Origin of the sequence: Micromonospora sp. NPDC005324 (genome assembly GCF_040607155.1) — a bacterium.
Lineage (GTDB): Bacteria > Actinomycetota > Actinomycetes > Mycobacteriales > Micromonosporaceae > Micromonospora > Micromonospora trifolii.
In genome coordinates this window covers 1-17,034 of sequence record NZ_JBEXGE010000047.1, presented here as the reverse complement: position 1 = coordinate 17,034, position 17,034 = coordinate 1, and the positions used below count along the sequence as shown (strand labels likewise).

Annotated in this window: 13 protein-coding genes; 6 read left to right on the top strand and 7 right to left on the bottom strand. The window is 72.4% G+C overall.

Annotated elements, in window-relative coordinates; all coding sequences use genetic code 11:
- The first annotated feature begins 167 nt into the window (after positions 1-167).
- The 5 genes from ABZS40_RS32225 to ABZS40_RS32205 all read left to right on the top strand — a co-directional run bounded on the left by ABZS40_RS32225 (position 168) and on the right by ABZS40_RS32205 (position 4,341).
- On the top strand, positions 168-1,082 hold the full coding sequence (locus ABZS40_RS32225) for an ABC transporter ATP-binding protein (RefSeq protein WP_238681676.1): 915 nt from the start codon (positions 168-170) through the stop codon (positions 1,080-1,082).
- The gene (locus ABZS40_RS32220; RefSeq protein ID WP_354947851.1) at positions 1,075-1,980 is read left to right on the top strand and encodes an ABC transporter permease; all 906 of its coding nucleotides are present in this window, start codon (positions 1,075-1,077) and stop codon (positions 1,978-1,980) included. Before ABZS40_RS32225 ends, ABZS40_RS32220 begins: the two co-directional genes overlap by 8 nt.
- The gene (locus ABZS40_RS32215; RefSeq protein WP_238681678.1) at positions 1,980-2,891 is read left to right on the top strand and encodes an ABC transporter ATP-binding protein; all 912 of its coding nucleotides are present in this window, start codon (positions 1,980-1,982) and stop codon (positions 2,889-2,891) included. Before ABZS40_RS32220 ends, ABZS40_RS32215 begins: the two co-directional genes overlap by 1 nt.
- Position 2,892: 1 nt before the next feature.
- Positions 2,893-3,603, top strand: coding sequence for an ABC transporter permease subunit (locus ABZS40_RS32210; protein WP_354947849.1), 711 nt, complete (start codon positions 2,893-2,895; stop codon positions 3,601-3,603).
- Between the two features lie 93 nt (positions 3,604-3,696).
- Positions 3,697-4,341: a hypothetical protein gene (locus tag ABZS40_RS32205; RefSeq protein ID WP_354947847.1), complete on the top strand. Its 645-nt coding sequence runs from the start codon at positions 3,697-3,699 to the stop codon at positions 4,339-4,341.
- A gap of 43 nt (positions 4,342-4,384) precedes the next feature.
- Here the strand turns inward: ABZS40_RS32205 and valS are convergent, their stop codons facing one another.
- The 7 genes from valS to ABZS40_RS32170 form a co-directional block, all read right to left on the bottom strand.
- Positions 4,385-7,054 (bottom strand): valine--tRNA ligase, encoded by a 2,670-nt coding sequence (gene valS / locus ABZS40_RS32200; protein WP_354947845.1) that lies wholly within the window; start codon positions 7,052-7,054, stop codon positions 4,385-4,387.
- 150 nt (positions 7,055-7,204) lie between these two features.
- Positions 7,205-8,767: a trypsin-like serine protease gene (locus ABZS40_RS32195; RefSeq protein WP_354947843.1), complete on the bottom strand. Its 1,563-nt coding sequence runs from the start codon at positions 8,765-8,767 to the stop codon at positions 7,205-7,207.
- A 124-nt stretch (positions 8,768-8,891) separates the two neighbouring features.
- Positions 8,892-10,772: an ABC transporter ATP-binding protein gene (locus ABZS40_RS32190; RefSeq protein ID WP_354947841.1), complete on the bottom strand. Its 1,881-nt coding sequence runs from the start codon at positions 10,770-10,772 to the stop codon at positions 8,892-8,894.
- A complete protein-coding gene (locus ABZS40_RS32185; protein WP_354947839.1) occupies positions 10,769-12,625 on the bottom strand; it encodes an ABC transporter ATP-binding protein in 1,857 nt (618 codons plus the stop codon). The genes ABZS40_RS32190 and ABZS40_RS32185 overlap by 4 nt, the downstream gene beginning before the upstream one ends.
- 37 nt (positions 12,626-12,662) lie before the next feature.
- A complete protein-coding gene (locus tag ABZS40_RS32180; RefSeq protein WP_354947837.1) occupies positions 12,663-13,172 on the bottom strand; it encodes a methylated-DNA--[protein]-cysteine S-methyltransferase in 510 nt (169 codons plus the stop codon).
- Positions 13,169-14,650, bottom strand: coding sequence for an AlkA N-terminal domain-containing protein (locus ABZS40_RS32175; RefSeq protein ID WP_354947835.1), 1,482 nt, complete (start codon positions 14,648-14,650; stop codon positions 13,169-13,171). Before ABZS40_RS32175 ends, ABZS40_RS32180 begins: the two co-directional genes overlap by 4 nt.
- 77 nt (positions 14,651-14,727) lie before the next feature.
- Positions 14,728-16,152: an FAD-dependent oxidoreductase gene (locus ABZS40_RS32170; protein WP_354947833.1), complete on the bottom strand. Its 1,425-nt coding sequence runs from the start codon at positions 16,150-16,152 to the stop codon at positions 14,728-14,730.
- A gap of 305 nt (positions 16,153-16,457) precedes the next feature.
- On the opposite strand from ABZS40_RS32170, the gene ABZS40_RS32165 reads away from it, so the two are divergent.
- Positions 16,458-16,961 (top strand): hypothetical protein, encoded by a 504-nt coding sequence (locus ABZS40_RS32165; protein WP_354947831.1) that lies wholly within the window; start codon positions 16,458-16,460, stop codon positions 16,959-16,961.
- Positions 16,962-17,034 lie beyond the last annotated feature (73 nt).

Here is a 17,034-nt window from a genome sequence, read left to right as displayed (position 1 = left end):
ACCTTGGATGTGTCTTTCCCAAGGCGGGGTCGGGCCGAACGCGGGACCGGCGGAAACGTCGCGAGGGCCTCGGCGGGGGACCTTAGGGGTCCCGCGGGGAAAGGATCAGGGGAGTGCCGGGGGCGTGCCGGTGTCCCTGCTGGGCATCGACTCCCTACGCTGGGCGCGTGACACTGATCGCGACCCAGTCGCTCACCAAGACGTACGGAGGTCGGGTCACCGCGCTGGCCGACCTCACCGTCGCCGTCGAGCCCGGGATCATCGGCCTGGTGGGCGCGAACGGCGCCGGTAAATCCACGTTGATCAAGATTCTGCTCGGCCTGATCGCACCAACCAGCGGTCAGGTCTCGGTGCTCGGCATCGACCCGACCGCGGACCCGGCGGCTGTCCGCAGCCGGGTCGGCTACATGCCGGAGCACGACTGCCTCCCACCGGACCTGTCCGCCGCCGAGCTGGTCACCCACCTTGGCCGAATGAGCGGCCTGCCCCGCACCGCGGCCCGCGAGCGGGCCTCGGAGGCGCTGCGGCACGTGGGGCTCTATGAGGAGCGCTACCGCCCGGTCGGGGGCTACTCGACCGGCATGAAGCAGCGCGTCAAGCTGGCCCAGGCGCTGGTGCACGACCCGGACCTGCTGTTGCTGGACGAGCCGACCAACGGCCTGGACCCGGCCGGCCGCGACGCCATGCTGGCCCTGGTACACCGGATCGGCACCGAGTTCGGCATCTCCGTGCTGGTCTGCTCGCACCTGCTCGGCGAGGTCGAGCGGATCTGCGACACGCTGATCGCCATCGACGGCGGTCGGCTGCTGCGCGCCGACAACATCTCCGCGATGACCACTGCCACCGACGTGCTCGCCGTGGAGGTCAGCGAAGGCACCGAGGAACTCGCCGCCCGGCTCGCCGAGCTGAAACTGCCGGTCGCCCGGGACGGGCGACTGCTCCTCGTGCCGCTGGCCGACGACGGCACCTACGACCTGATCCTCGGTGCGGTCGCCGAACTGGACCTGCCACTGCACCGACTGGACCAGCGCCGGCACCGGGTGGCCGAACTCTTCGCGACGAGGGAGCTCACTCATGCCTGAGCCGACCGCAGCCGCCGTGCGCCCCGCGCCGACCGGCGTCATCCACGACATCGGCTACCAGCGCTACGAGGGTCCGCGGCTGGGCCGCCGACAGGTCTTCGGCGCGCTCTACCTGCACGGTCTGCGCACCGCGTTCGGGTTCGGGCGCAGCGCCAAGGCCAAGATCTTCCCGTGGCTGGTGGTCGGCATCGTCTCCCTGGTCGCGGTGGCCCTGGCCGCGGTACGCAGCCAGATCGGCGAGCCGGTCGCCACGTACGCCCAGTTCGCCGACGCGATGAGCTGGCTTGTCATCTTCTTCGTCGCGGTCGTCGCTCCGGAGCTGGTCTCCCGGGACCTGCGCAGCGGCGTGCTGCCGCTGTACTTCTCCCGGCCGTTGCCGCGCGCCGACTACGCGCTGGCCAAGCTGCTGGCGCTGGTCACCGCGCTCTGGCTGCTGCTCGGCGGACCGCAGTTGCTGATGTTCCTGGGTGCCGCCTTCACCACCAAGCAGGGCATGCGCGGGGTGTGGAACGAGCTGCTCGACCTGCTGCCCGGGCTGCTCTACGCCGGGCTGTGGGCGGTGGTCTTCGCCTCGGTCGGGCTGCTGGTCGCCTCGTTGACCGGCAAGCGGGCCTTCGCCGCCGGTGGGGTGGTGGCGGTCTTCCTGATGACCACCCCGATCGTCGGGGTGCTGAGCATCCTGCCGTCGCGCGCCGCCAACGAGCTGGCCGGGCTCGCCTCGCCCTCCACGCTGGTGCAGGGGGTGGGCATCTGGTCGCTGGGTGACCTGCTGGTCGAGGGCGATCCGGGCGAGATGATGATCGGCGGGTTCGGCCCGGTCTACGCCCTGGCCGCGGTGCTGTTGGTCGCCGGCGCGACCGCCCTCCTGCTGGCTCGCTACCGGAAGGTCGCCTCCTGATGAGCACGCTGAGCCTGACCGGGGTGTCCCGGTGGTACGGCAACGTGGTCGCGGTCAACGACATCAGCATGGCCCTGGGGCCGGGCGTGACGGGGCTACTCGGCCCGAACGGCGCCGGCAAGACCACGCTGCTGCACATGATGGCCGGGTTCCTCGCCCCGTCGCGCGGCACTGTCACCCTCGACGACGATCCGACCTGGCGCAACCCCGACGTCTACCGGCGGCTGGGGCTGGTCAGCGAACGGGAGGCGGTGCAGGGTTTCCTCACCGCGTACGAGTTCGTGCTGGCCAGCGCGAAGCTGCACCGGCTGCCCGATCCGGCGGCCGCAGCGCGACGGGCGATCGACCTGGTGGAGCTGGAGTCGGCGCAGGACCGCCGGATCGGCACGTACTCCAAGGGCATGCGCCAGCGCGCCCGGGTGGCCGCCGCGTTGGTGCACGACCCGCAGGTGCTGTTGCTCGACGAGCCGTTCAACGGGATGGACCCGCGCCAGCGGCTGCACATGATGCAACTGCTGCACACCCTGGGTGACGCCGGTCGGACGATCCTGTTCAGCTCGCACATTCTGGAGGAGGTCGAGCAGGTCTCCGGGACGGTGCAGGTGATGGTGGCCGGGCGGTTGGCGGCCTCCGGCGACTTCCGGACCATCCGCCGGTTGATGACCAACCGCCCGCACGTGTTCGCGGTGCGCTCCACCGACGACCGGGCCCTGGCCGTCGCGCTGATCGCCGAGCCGTCGGTCAGTGGGGTCGAGTTGGACCCGACCGGCCTGACCGTGCGGGCCGGTGACTACGGCGCCTTCACCCGGGCGCTACCCCGGATCGCACTGAACAAAGGCATCCGGGTGCGGCAGTTGGTGCCGTCCGACGAGTCCCTGGAGAGCGTCTTCTCCTACCTGGTGGAGGCCTGACATGTCCACAGTTACCTGGATCACCGCGCGTGGGTTGTTCGGCCGACGTCGGTTCCTGCTGCTGCTTCCGCTGCCGTTGGTGCTGCTCGGGCTGGCCGTGCTCTGCCGGTCGCTGGGGGTGGACCCGGGCGAGTGGGGGCCGCCGGTGCTGGTCGGCCTCGGGCTGGCAGTGGTGCTGCCGGTGGTTGCGCTGATCATCGGCACGGGCGTGCTGGGCGCCGAGATCGACGACGGCACTGTGGTGCACATCCTGACCAAGCCGCTGCCGCGCTGGCAGATCGTGCTGCCGAAGCTCGCGGTCGCCGCCGGGGTCACCGCGGTCACCGTCGCGGTGCCGCTCTACGTCGCGGGCGTGCTCGCCGACTCGGTACGCCTCGGACTGGCGTTGGCGTTCGCGGCGGCGCTCGGCGCGCTGGCGTACTCGGCGTTGTTCCTCGCGCTCAGCCTGGTCACCAGACGGCCGGTACTGCTCGGGCTGGTCTACGTGCTGATCTGGGAGGGGCTGCTGGGCAACTTCGTCAGCGGCACCAAGGTGCTCTCCATCCAGCAGTACGTGATCGCCCTCGCCGACCGGATCGCCCCCACCGGGCTGCTGGAGACCAGCGTGTCGGTGCCGGTGGCGTCGGTGATGACCGCGCTGGTCAGCGTCGGCTTCACAGTGCTCGCCATCGACCGCCTGCGCTCGTTCAGCGTGGCTGGCGAGACGAGCTGACAACGATGCAGGACGCTGTTCCGGCCAGCCCCCGCGCGGCGGTAGGGCTGGCCGGATGGACCGGCCGGGCCACATCGGGCCAGGCTGGTGACTGTGAGCGTCGAAGCGGAGCGGACGTCGTTGGCTGAGCCATACTCCCGGAGCAGCCGGCCGTGGCTGACCAGCCTGGCCGTCGCCGGGCTGGCCTGTGCCACTGTCGCCACGGCGGCCCAGGGCAGCGGCCAGTTCCACTGGTGGGCGGTGTTCATCCTGATCCCGGCCGCGCTGATCGCGGCCAGCGGCGGGCCGTTGCTGGCTCGCGGCGGCGGCCGGGCCTTCGCCGGGTACATGCTCGCCTGCGTCGGCACGATTGTCTTCGCGGTCGGCGCGCTGCTGATGTTCGGCGTGATGGGGCGAGGTTGGCCGCTCATGGTGGTGCTGCCCTGCCTGGCGGTGGCCGGCACCTACGGCTGGCGCGCGGCCCACCCGCTGGCCCGCGGCCTGCACCGGGCGGTGGCCCTGCTCGCGCTGACCGGAGCGCTGCTCGGGCTGACCCTGCAGCTGATCCGGGTGGATCTGATCCACCTGGAGACCGGTTGGTGGGGCGCGTTCCTGATGCTGGCCGGGGCCATCGTGCTGGGCAACGCGGGCGAGCTGACCCGGCACCGGATGCCGTACCGCCTCCAGGCGATCACCCTGCTGGTCGGGCCCGCCGTGATCGCGTTCCTGCTCGGGCTGCGCTTCCTGCGCGGCTGGTGACCCGCCGGTCCGCCGCCGCCCGAGCGGGCGGCGGCGGACCCGGTCAGAAGGCGCAGGCGATGACCAGCTCCGGGGTACGGTCCGGGAGCAGATCGAGTTTGGCGATCCGGCCGGCCGCCCGTAGGTCGTCGGCGACCAGCGTGAGCTGCTCCAGCAGCGCCGCCGGGCCGAGCGCCTCCGCCAACGGGACCTCCGCCTTCATCGACAGCTTCCGCTCCGACTTGGCCCGTCGCACCTGGCTCAACGCGTCACCGGCGAGCCGCAGCAGCGCCGGCTCACCCGACCCCTCGATCGTCCGGGCCACCTCGTGGGTGGTGGGCCACGGCGCCAGGTGCACCGAGCCGTACCGCCACCACGACCAGATTTCCTCCGTCACGTACGGCAGCACCGGGGCGAACAACCGCAGCTGCACCGACAGCGCCGAGGCGAGCGCCGCCCGTGCGGAGTCGGCCGCCGCGCCGGTGCCGTAGGCCCGCTCCTTGACCAGCTCGATGTAGTCGTCGCAGAACCGCCAGAAGAACGCCTCGGTGACCTGCAGTGCCGCCGTGTGGTCGTACGAGTCGAAGGCGGTGCTCGCGGCGGTGACCACGGTGGCCAGCTCGGCCAGCATGGCCCGGTCCAGTGGTGTGGTCGCCGACAGCTCCAGGTCGCGGCGCGGCGTCAGACGCGCCGAGCTGGAGTTGTCGTACGGGGCGCGCGACGCGTCCGCCGCGCCCAGCCCGAGCGCGAACTTGGACGCGTTGAGCAGCTTGGTGGCCAGTCGCCGGCCGACCTTGATCTGCGCCGGGTCGAAGGCCAGGTCCATGCCCGGCTTGCCGCTGGCCGCCCAGTAGCGCACCGCGTCCGAGCCGTGCTGCTCCAACAGTGCCAGCGGGGTGACCACGTTTCCCTTGGACTTGGCCATCTTCTTGTGGTCGGGGTCGAGGATCCAGCCCGAGAGCACTGTGTCCCGCCAGGGCAGCACCCCGTGCTCGAAGTGCGAACGGATCACGCTGTCGAAGAGCCAGGTCCGGATGATCTCCTGCCCCTGCGGGCGGAGATCCATCGGGAAGACCCGGGCGAACAGGTCCGGGTCGGTCTCCCAGCCACCGACGATCTGCGGGGTCAATGAGGACGTGGCCCAGGTGTCCAGCACGTCCGGGTCGCCGATGAAGCCGCCCGGCTGGCCGCGGTGCGACTCGTCGTAACCAGGGGCCGGATCGCTGGATGGATCGACCGGCAGCGCGGACTCGTCCGGCGTGAGAGGGTGGGACCAGTCCGGCTCGCCAGTGCCGTCGAGCCGGTACCACACCGGCACCGGCACCCCGAAGAAGCGTTGACGGCTGACCAGCCAGTCCCCGTTGAGGCCGCCCACCCAGTTGTCGTAGCGGTGTTTCATGTGCGCCGGCACCCAGTGCAGCTGCTCGCCCCGGGCCAGCAGGGTCGCTCGCAGCGCCGGGTCCCGGCCGCCGTTGCGCAGATACCACTGTCGAGTCGAGACGATCTCCAGTGGCCGGTCACCGCGTTCGTAGAACTTGACCGGGTGGGTGATCGGGCGCGGCTCGCCGATCAGGTCGCCGGCGTCGGCCAGCATCCCGACGATCTCCCGGCGGGCGCCGTTGACGGTCTGCCCGGCCAGCGCCGCGTACGGCTGCGCCGGCACCCCGTGCGGCGGCCCGGGAAGCAGCCGACCGTCCCGGCCGATCACCACCCGGGTGTTCAGCCCCAGCTCACGCCACCAGGTCACGTCGGTCAGGTCACCGAACGTGCAGACCATCGCGACGCCGGTGCCCTTGCCCGGGTCGGCGAGCGGATGGGCGTACACCGGCACCTCGACGTCGAAGAGCGGGCTGCGCACAGTGGCGCCCACCAGGTCGGCGTACCGCTCGTCGTCGGGGTGGCAGACCAGCGCCACGCAGGCCGGCAACAGCTCGGGCCGGGTGGTGTCGATGAGCACCTCACGCCCGTCGGGCGCCGCGAACCGCAGTCGGTGGTAGGCACCGGGGCGCTCCCGGTCCTCCAACTCCGCCTGGGCGACGGCGGTGGCGAAGCCGACGTCCCAGAGGGTCGGCGCCTCCGACTGGTACGCCTCGCCACGGCGCAGGTTGCGGACGAACGCCCGTTGGCTGGTGGTCCGGGCGATCCGGCCGATCGTCGTGTACGTCAGAGACCAGTCCACCGAGAGCCCGAGCCGCCGCCACAGCGCCTCGAAGGCCTGCTCGTCGGTGACCGTCAGCCGTTCGCACAGCTCGATGAAGTTGCGCCGGGAGATCGGGGTGGGGTCGCGGCGGGCCGCGTCGTCGACCGGAGCCGCCGGTGGTCGCCACACCGGGTCGTACGGCAGCGCCGGATCGCAGCGCACCCCGTACACGTTCTGCGCCCGACGCTCGGTGGGCAGGCCGTTGTCGTCCCAGCCCATCGGGTAGAAGACGGTCTTGCCGCGCATCCGCTGGTAGCGCGCCGTGGTGTCGGTGTGCGTGTACGAGAAGACGTGCCCCATGTGCAACTCGCCCGATACGGTCGGCGGCGGTGTGTCGATCGAGAACACGTCGCTCCTGCGACCATCCCGGCTCGGCGCGTCTGACGCCGCGCCGCGACCCGGAACGGTCGGCTCCGAGCGGTCGAACGCGTACGTGCCTTCCTCCTGCCAGCGGCGTGCCCAGCTCTCCTCGAGCCCGTCCAGGGTCGGACGCTCGGGAACGCCGGCGCGGGCCGTCCTCGCCGTATCGGTCATCCTGCGATCGTAGGCAGGGGCCAACGGCCGGACCACGGGTTAACCGGCGCGCCACGAGAATTCGTGCCGATGGGCTGTCGGCCGGCGCGACGGCGCGGTGTGCGGGTCGACCGCTGTGGGCCGACCGGCTGGTGCCGGTCGGCCCACTCGTCAGCGAGCGACCGGGCCGGCCACCGGGCCGGACGTGGCCAGCCGGATCCGCAGCCTGTCGCCGCTGCGGGTGTTGGCCCGCTCCAGGATCGTGGAGATCGGGGCGTAGGAGTTCTGCTCGTTCGGGTTCGTGCAGGCGCCCTGCCCCGGGTCGCCGTTCGAGAGGATGCCCAGCGCCTTGCCGTCGGCCTCGGTGAACAGCGGCCCGCCGCTGTCTCCCGGCCGGGCGCAGATCCGCACGTCGATGCCGCCGCTGCTCTTGCCGGTGATCTCCCCGCACCGGGTGCCGGGCACGTAGCCGGCGCCGGCGCCGGAGTCGACGTACTGCTCACCGGCCTTCGGGGTGTACGCCGACCCGGTCGCGCAGACGACCCAACCGCTCTGGATGGAACTCCACGGGACGTAGCCGGTGATCCGCACGTCCCGGCTGCCGCTGGTGGCGCATCGGGGGTTGTCCGCGACGCACCAGTAGTTGACCAGGCTGGGCGTGCTCCTGGTCCCCCGCGGGTACGTCCACTGGCGCAGAGCGGCAGGCTGGTACGGCATGATCGCGTAGTCGTACGGGTAGGCGTTCTCGGCCAGGTCCGGGTTGGGCGCCTCCACTGTCACGGGCACCTTCGGGCCGAGGAACTGATGCCAGGTCCGGTCGACCTGCTGGTGCCGTCCGCCGACGACGCAGTGCCCCGCGGTCAGCACGTACGCGTCGCGCACTCCGACGATGAGGTTGAAGCCGGTGGTGCAGCCGCCGACGGTGCCGTCGTCGCGGGGCACGTCCAGGCGGATGCCGCCGCGCATCGGCGCCTGCGGGCAGTAACGCGGGTCGCACGCCTTCTGCACGTTCGTCGCGGGGGTCCTGGCCTGGGTCCGGGTCGGCACCCCAGCGGCGCGGCGCGCCTCGGCCAGCCGCGGGTGGTCCGCCGTGATCTTGTCGCCGGTGAGCACCACGATCTCGTTGGCCTGCTGATCCACCACGACATCCGAGCCGGGTGACGCGTCGAGCGTGACGGCGATGGCGGCTGCGGCCTCGGTGAGCTGACTCACCGTGTGCCGCACGGCGACCACCCGGACGTTCGCCGGGTCCGTCACCCCGGCCACGGCCGCCTGTACCGCCGCGACGTCGGTCGCTCCGACGGTCAGCACGCCGCCGGCCAACTGGTCGAGCCACATGCCGCCGTACGAGCGCGGGACCTGCTCGGTCAGCCGCGCGGCGAGGGGCGCGGACAGTTCCTGAAGGGCGAGCCGTCGGGCCGCCTCGGTGGTGGAGATCCGGTAGCGGTCGCGCAGGTACGCGACCGATTCGGGTGCAGCCTGAGCGACCGCCTGGGCCGGACGGGCGCGCACCGGCCCGGAGGCCGCATCCGGCTCCGTCTTCTGCTCCGTCTGCGGCCCGGTAGCGACGCCACCGGAGGCGGTTGCGCTCGGTGCCGTGCTCGCTCCGCCGGCTGTCGCCCTGCCCAGCCCTTCCTCAGCCGCCGCCGCCGTCGTCGACGGGCGCTCGGCTCCGTCTCCTCTGGTCACCGCGACGGCGGCTCCGATCAGACCGACGACGGTCAGCCCAGCCACGATCACGCGTCCCCGTGTGCGCACCCCGTACCCTCCCCGTGTGTTCGGTGGTGCCGACCGGAACGATCCGGTCGTTGTTGCCGGCCTCACCAGGCGGGTGCGGCCGAACGAGCCGTGATTGTAGCTAGACCAGTGACTCCCGCCACTGCCGATGCAGGGCGGCGTACCGGCCGTCGGCCTCGGCCAGCACGGCGGGTGGACCGTCCTCGACGACAGTTCCGCCGTCGAGGACGAGCACCCGGTCGGCGGTCTCCACAGTGGAGAGCCGATGGGCGATCACCAGTGCGGTGCGGTCGCGCAGGATGGTGCCGAGTGCCCGCTGCACCAGACGTTCCGTCGGCACGTCCAGCGACGACGTCGCCTCGTCCAGGATGAGCACTGTCGGGTCGGCCAGGAACGCGCGGGCGAACGCGACCAGTTGCCGCTGCCCGGCGGAGAGCCGGCCGCCGCGCCGGTGCACCTGAGTCGCGTACCCCTCGGGTAGTGCGGCGATGAAGTCGTGTGCGCCGATCGCCCGCGCGGCGGCCTGGACGGCGGCGTCGTCGGCCCCGGGGCGGCCGAACCGGATGTTCTCCGCGACGGTCCCGCTGAACAGGTGGTTCTCTTGCGTCACCAGCACCACGGCGCGGCGCAGGTCGGCGTCGCGTACGTCGCGCAGGTCGACCCCGTCCAACCGGATGGTGCCGGTGTCGGGGTCGTGGAACCGGGCGACCAGCTTCGCGATCGTCGACTTGCCCGCCCCGGTGGGGCCGATCAGCGCCACTGTCTGCCCGGCCGGCACTGTCAGCTCCAGCCCGCAGAGAATCGGGGTGTCGGCCCGGTAGCCGAACCCGACCGCGCGAAAGATCAACTCGCCACGGCCGGGGCCGGTCGGCAGCGGTGTGGGCCGGGCCGGTTCGGCGACGGCCGGTCGTTCGTCGAGCACCCCGGCCAACTTCTCCAGCGCGGCCGTGGCCGACTGCAACGAGTTGTAGAACTGGCTCAGCTCCTGCATGGGCTCGAAGAAGCGGCGCAAATAGAGCAGGAACGCGGCGAGCACACCGACCTCGGTCTGCCCGCCGAGCACCCGCCAACCGCCGTAGCAGAGCACCACCGCCACTGTGACGTTGCCGATCAGCTTGATCGCGGGCGAGTACGTGGCGATCAGTCGGAACGCGTGCAGGCTGCTCCGCCGGTAGTCGTCGCCGAGCGCCACGAAGATCCGCTGGTTGCGAGGCTCCCGGCGGAACGCCTGCACCGCCCGGATGCCCCGCATCGACTCGACGAAATGCACGATGACCAGCGCGACCGCGTCCCGGGTCCGCCGGTACGCGCTGGCCGACGACCGGGCGAACCAGCGGGACAGCCAGAACAGGAACGGGAAGGCGAACAGCGTCACGGCCGCCAGCGGCAGGTCCAGCCAGAGCAGGATGGCGGCCACCGACAGGATCGAGAGCCCGGCCAGCACCAGGCTGTCGATCCCACCGTCGACCAACTCGGCGATCGAGTCCAGGTCGCTGGTGAGCCGGGAGACCATCCGGCCGGACGTGTACCGCTCGTGGAAGCCCACCGACAGCCGCAGGAAGTGCCCGAACACCCGCTGCCGCAGGTCGAGCAGGACGGCCTGGCCGATCCGGGCGGAGAGGGTGAGGAAGCCGCGGCGGGCCGCGTACTCGGTCACCGCGGCCACCGCGAACGCCCCGGCGACGGTGACCAGCGGGCCGGCGTCGCCGGCACGCAACGGCGGGATGGCCCGGTCGATGCCGATCATGACCAGGTACGGGCCGGCCATCGCGGCGGCGTTCTGGGCCAGCAGCAGGGTGACCGCCGCGGCGAGACGCCTTCGATGCGGGCGGAGCAGGCCGCCCAGCAGGGTGCGGCTGAGCCGGCGCAGCCGGGCCACCGCCTCGGGGCTGGTGTCCTCGGCTCGACTGCGGTCGGCCTCCGGGTCGGTGGCGGTTCCGCGCCAGCGGTTGAGCTCGGGCTCCTCCTCGGGAGGTGGGTCGGGCTGCTCCGGCACGCTCACGAGCGCACCAGCCCCCACCCGTCCGAAGGGGACGAACTCGGCCCGCTGGCCCCGGACGACGGTGGGTGCGCGGCGGGCGGCTCGGCGGCGAGCAGCGCCCGGTACGCCGGGACGGTGGCCAGCAGGTCGGAGTGCCGGCCGGTCGCGGTGATCCGCCCGTCCTGCAGCAGGGCGACCCGGTCGGCCAGCGCGATCGTGGACGGCCGGTGCACCACCAGCAGCGCGGTGCTGTCGCGCAGGACCCGCCGTAGCGCCGCCTCGACCAGGGCCTCGGTGTGCACGTCGAGAGCGGAGAGCGGGTCGTCCAACACCAGCACCGCCGGTCGGCCGAGCACGGCCCGCGCCAACGCGAGCCGTTGCCGTTGCCCGCCGGAGAGGGACAACCCCTGCTCGCCCACCCGGGTCGCCAACCCCCAGGGCAGGTCGTACGCGAAGTCGGCCTGGGCCAGCGCGAGGGCCGCGCGGATCTCGTCGTCACCGGCGTCCGGGCGACCGAGGGTGAGGTTCTCCCGCACCGACATGGAGAAGAGCGTGGGCTCCTCGAACGCCACCCCGACCAGTCGGCGCAGCGAGGCCAGCCGCAGCTCGCGAAGGTCGTGCCCGTCCAGGGTGATTCGGCCGGTGGTCACCTCGTGCAGCCGGGGCACCAGGGAGAGCAGCGTGCTCTTGCCGGAGCCGGTGGCGCCGACCAGGGCCAGCGTCTCGCCCGGTTCGATGGTCAGGTCGATCTGGCGCAGCACCCCCGTGGTGGCACCCGGGTAGCTGAACGCGACCCGCTCGAAGCGCAGCCGACCGCGCACCGCGTCGCGCGGCAACGCGACAGCGCCGGGAGAATCCACGATCTCCGGTGGAGTGTCCAGCACCTCCTGGATCCGGTCGGCGGCGGTGGCCGCCTCCTGACCGTTGGCGATGATCCAACCCAGCGACTGCACCGGCCAGATGAGCATCAGTTGGAGACTGACGAACGCAACCAGCTCGCCGATGGTGAGCGCGCCCTGCGCGGCGGCGGCCGCCCCCGCCGCCAGCACCACGCCCAGTGTCACGTTGGGCACCAGGTCGAGCAGCGCCGACGTGTTCGCCAGCAGCCGCCCCTTGCCGACACCCGTGTCGTGCAGCCGCCGGGCCGCACCGGCGAAGCGAGCGGCCAGTTCGGGCCCCCGCCCGTACGCCTTCATGGTGCGCAGGCCCTGCGCGGTCTCCTCGACAAGCGTCGCCACGTCGCCCTGCTGATCCTGCATCCGGCGGGACGCGGCGTGGTAGTGCCGGCCGAAGCGGCGACTGATCAGCAGCAGCGGCACCGCGCTGGCCGCGACCAGCACCCCGAGCGCCGGGTGCAGGTTGATCAGCAGCACCACCACGACCAGGTACGTGGTCAGGTTGAGCACCAGGAAGAACACGCCGAAGGAGAGGAACCGGCGGATCACCGACAGGTCGCTGGTGATCCGGGAGAGCAACTGGCCGGACTGCCAGCGGTCGTGGAAGCTTGTCGGCAGCCGTTGCAGGTGGGCGTAGACGTCGGCGCGCAGCGCCGCTTCCATGCCCACCGCCGAGGACGACTGCACCCATCGGCGGATGAAGATGAGCACCGCCTCGACGACGCCGAGCAGCAGCGCCAGGCCGCCGAGTTGAAGCAGCCCGGCCGGTTCGTGTCGGGCCACCGGCCCGTCCACGACCCGCTGCACGACCAGTGGTACGGCGATCCCGGCCGCGGTGCCGGCGAGGCCCGCGACGAGCAGCCAGGCGAACTCGGCGGCGTACGGGCGCAGGTAGGGGCGCAGCCGCCAGAGGTTGTGCACGGGGTGGGTGCCCGCGGCGGCCCGGGCGGCCGGGTCGCCGTCGCTCTCCACAGGCACTACCAGACGGTAGCGTCAATGGGTGTCGATGTTCCTGTCAGCTTGTTGTCAAGCGTCGCTCATGACCGAGAAGCCACTTCTTCACGTCCAGCCCCCAGCGGTAGCCACCGAGCGTGCCGTCGGTGCGCAGGACCCGGTGGCAGGGCACGAAGAGGGCTGCCGCGTTCCGGGCGCAGGCTGCCGCGGCGGCCCGCACCGCGGGCGGTCGACCGGCCAGCGCCGCGTACCCGGTGTAGGTGACCGGGGTGCCCGGCGGCACCTCGCGCAGCACCTGCCAGGCGTGCGCCATGAACTCTCCACCGGTGCGTTGACGGACCGGCACGGCGTCGATGGCGGCGAGGTCACCGTCCAGGTAGGAGTGGACCGCCGCGCTGACCGGGCCGAGGTCGGCCCGCGCCCGCAGCGGTGCCCGCAGGGTCGGGTGGACCAGTGGCAGCAGCGCCGCAGGGTCCGCTGTGAAGCCGGCCGCCCGCACGTCACCGTCGGGACCGGCGAGGATGCTCAGTGGGCCGGCCGGTGTGCTCAGTACGGTGCTGTCGATGTTCATGCCGCTCTCCAGAGTCTGATCGTGGCGTAGGACCGCCAGGGACGCCACCGCTCGGCGTACCTGTCGAGGGTCGGTGGGGTGTCGGGTAGGCCGAGCGCGGCGGCGCCGCGCCGGACCGCGAGGTCGGAGCTGAGGAGGACGTCCGGGTCGCCGAAGGCGCGCATGGCCAGGTAGTTGGCGGTCCATGGGCCGATGCCGGGCAGTGCGAGCAGCCGCCCAACGGCCTCCTCACGATCCACCCCGGGGGCAAGGTCGACAGACCCGTCCACCACTGCCAGAGCCAACCCCCGCAAGGCCTCCCGCCGCCCCACCGGCATCCCGAACCCCGAATCCGGCAGCGACAAAAGATCCCCCGCACTCAAGAACCCCCGCAGCTCACTGCGTTGATCATGAGGTTGACCTGGAGTTTGATCGTCATCGACCTCGTCAACCTCATGATCAACACGGTGAGCGGTCAGGAGGCGGGTGAGGGTTGTCCTCGCGGAGGTGACCGAGACCTGTTGGCCGATGATGGCCCGCACGGCCTGCTCGAAGCCGTCTACGGCGCGGGGGACGCGGATGCCGGGTTCGGCGGTCACCACCGGGGCCAGCGCCGGGTCGGCGGCCAGCGTCGCGTCGATGGCCGCCGGGTCCGCGTCCAGGTCGAGCAGCCGGCGGCAGCGGGCCACCGCCGGCGCCAGGTCGCGCAGGTCGGCGAGCCGCAACGTCGCCGCCACGTGCCCGTCCGCCGGGGTCAGCGCCACCTGGCCGGTGCCGTGCGGCAACCGCAGACCCCGGTGGTACGTCCCGTCGCGGACCTCCTCCACGCCGGGCAACGCCCGCACCGCCAGGAAGTCCAGCAGCGCCCGGGTGTGCAGCGGCGGGCGGTACGCCAGCCGGAGCGCGATCGTCCCCGCCCCGGCCGGCGCCTGCTGGCGGCCACGGGCAGCGCGCAGGTCCGACGGGGCGCTCGCGTACACCTCGCGAAGCGTGTCGTTGAACTGCCGCACGCTGCCGAAGCCGGCGGCGAACGCGATCTCGGCCATCGCCAGGTCGGTCGTCTCGATCAGGATCCGGGCGGTCTGGGCGCGTTGGGCCCGGGCCAGCGCGAGCGGCCCGGCGCCCATCTCGGCGCTCAGCATCCGGTGCAGGTGCCGCTCGGTGTAGCCCAGCCGGGAGGCCAACCCGGGTACGCCGTCCCGGTCGACAACCCCGTCGGCGATCAACCGCATCGCCCGACCGACCACGTCCGCCCGGACGTCCCAGAGCGGTGAGCCGGGCGCGGCGTCCGGCCGGCAGCGGCGGCAGGCGCGCAGCCCCGCGCCCTGCGCCGCGGCGGCGGACGGGAAGAACCGGACGTTCTGCCGCTTCGGCGTGATCGCCGGGCAGGACGGCCGGCAGTAGATCCCGGTGGACGTCACACCGGTGTAGAACCAGCCGTCGAACCGCTGGTCACGGCTGTCCACGGCCCGGTAACACCGCTCGAAGTCCATCTCCATGTCACCGATGATGCCCCGCTCGACCGGTCATCGGCTGGCGGGAATCGGACCTGGGTGTGCGCGCACCCCACCTCCGGTCAGCGGCGACGTCGGTGCGGCTGACCGGACCGACCGGTCCGGGTGACCTGCCCGCTCTGGTCGGCCTGGCCGGCGCGGTGGGACCGGTTGCCCTGGCTGGCGCGGTTGGCCTGGCCGGTCAGCAGAGCGGAACCGAACACACCGTCCGGGTCGTACCGCTTCCACAGCCGTCGGACCCGCGACCCGGTCTCGCCCGGGTAGATCCGGGCGAACGCGACAGGGTCTGGCCGGCTCTCGAAGTTGACGTACGCGCCGTCGGCGCGTGCCCCGGCGGCCCGCCAGGCGGCGTTCAACGCGGCGTCGGCCTGCGGCGGGAACACCGAGGCCACGATCAGCGTGTCCTGGTGGCGATGCGGGTACGCGGTCGCGTCGGAAGCGACGTCGTTGACAGCCCCACCCAACGAGCGGAGCTGGATCACCGCCCGCCCCGGCCCGGTCACCGCTCGCGTCACGGCCCGCGCCCCGGCGTCGTCCAGTGCGGTGAACAGGCCGTTGGTGGTCGTGCCACGCTGCTGCCCGACGTTGGGGTTGAGGTGCGCGGTCGGCACCAGCGTCGGGTAGGGCAGCAGGTCGGTCCGGTGTTCGAGCACCTTGCCGATGGCGAGCAGCGGTTCCACAGCCGGTCGGGCCCGGCGCAGGCTCTCGGCGGCGACCACTGCGGTGATGGACATGAGGACCGATCGACCCTCCGCGTACACCACGGCGGCCGCGGACAACTCCCGTGGCGCCTGGGCGAGGTAGCTCGTCCACTCCCGGACGGTGCGACCGTCCGGATGCGCCTCGACGACCAGCTGCGCGACACCGACGTTGCGCTGCTCGGCCGCCTCGATCTCGAATGCCACCACGATGCCCGCGCCGGCCCCGGCCCCGCGGACCAGCCAGAACAGCTCCGGCTCGTGGTCGGCGTCCGCGCGTACCAGCGTCCCGTCCGCCAGCACCACCTCGACGGCGCGGACCCGGTCGATGGTGAGGCCGTGGGCGCGGACCAGCCAGCCGACACCACCGCCGGTGGCCAGGCCGCCGACGCCGACGCCGCCGTAGTCACCCGAGCTGATCACCAGGCCGTACGGTGCCAGCGCCTTCGCCACGTTCGCCCAGCGTGCGCCGGCCTCGACCCGGACCAACCCGGCCCGCTCGTCGATTACCTGAACCCGGTTGAGCATGGAGAGGTCGATGACCACCCCACCGTTGTTGGACGAGGCTCCGGACAGGCCGTGCCCGCCGCTGCGGACCGCGATGGGCAGCCGCTGTTCCCGCGCGTAGCGGAGCGCGTCGACCACCTGCGCGGTGGTCTTCGGCAGCAGAACCGCGGCCGGCGACGCCGACCTGGTGTACGTCGAGCGCAGGTGCGCGTACCGGCGGTCGCCGGGTATGACGATCTGCCCCCGGAGGGAGTCGGGCACCCGGGCCATGGCGGTGCTCATCGTTGCCCCCGCAGCTCGCGCCTCGGGAGTCCGGGATCGGTCATGGCCCAAGAATGAGCGGGCACGCCGGCCTCGACAAATTCGGGGACCGGTGCCCGCTGGTCGCTGCGACGCGCGACGCTCGCCGCTACGGGAAGCGCCGCGCGGAGGTGACCGGAATCTCCTGGGTTGACCGGTCAGGCCGGGGCGGAAGAACCACCGTCCCAGGTCATCGTCGCTATCCACTATCGGTGGGGTTTTTCGGCCCGAAAGTGTCGGTCGTGCCGGGTAGCGTCCGGCCACCAACTGAAGAAGGGGTGCGGCGGATGACGAGCGTGGCGGGTTGGGCGGCAGCGTCGACACCGGGTGCGTTCCCGCCGCTGCCCCGCGCGGTGGCGCAGTCCTTCTACCGCCGGATGCGGGCCGTCGCGCCGGCCGCGGTGGGCGCCATCGAACGGGACCGGGCGGGCGGCCCCGAGCAGAGTTTCCCCGACACGGCTTGCGGCCGGTTGGCCGGCTCCCTGGACGACGCGGGCCTGCGGGCGCTCGGGATGTGGACGCACCACTGGTGCATGCGCTTCTACGACGACGACACGAGGGTCGGCCGGCGGTTGATCCGCGAGATCGCCGCGCGGCCGGGGCTGGGCTGGACGGCCGACGAGGTGCGGTGGATGCTGCGCGAGTCGGTCTCGGCCGGCCCGGCCGCCGCCGACCGGTTCACCCTGCCCCGCGCCGCCGCCGCGCAGTTGTCCCCGGCCGACCGCCCGGCCCTGGGTCACTGGCCCGAGGTCGAGCTGCCCCGCCAACGGCGGCCCGACCAGTCTCATTGATCATGACGCTGCCGGGGCCGCTCAAGCGCAAGGCGATCCTGCTGGCCAAGGTGCAGGACGAGGCGGGTCACGG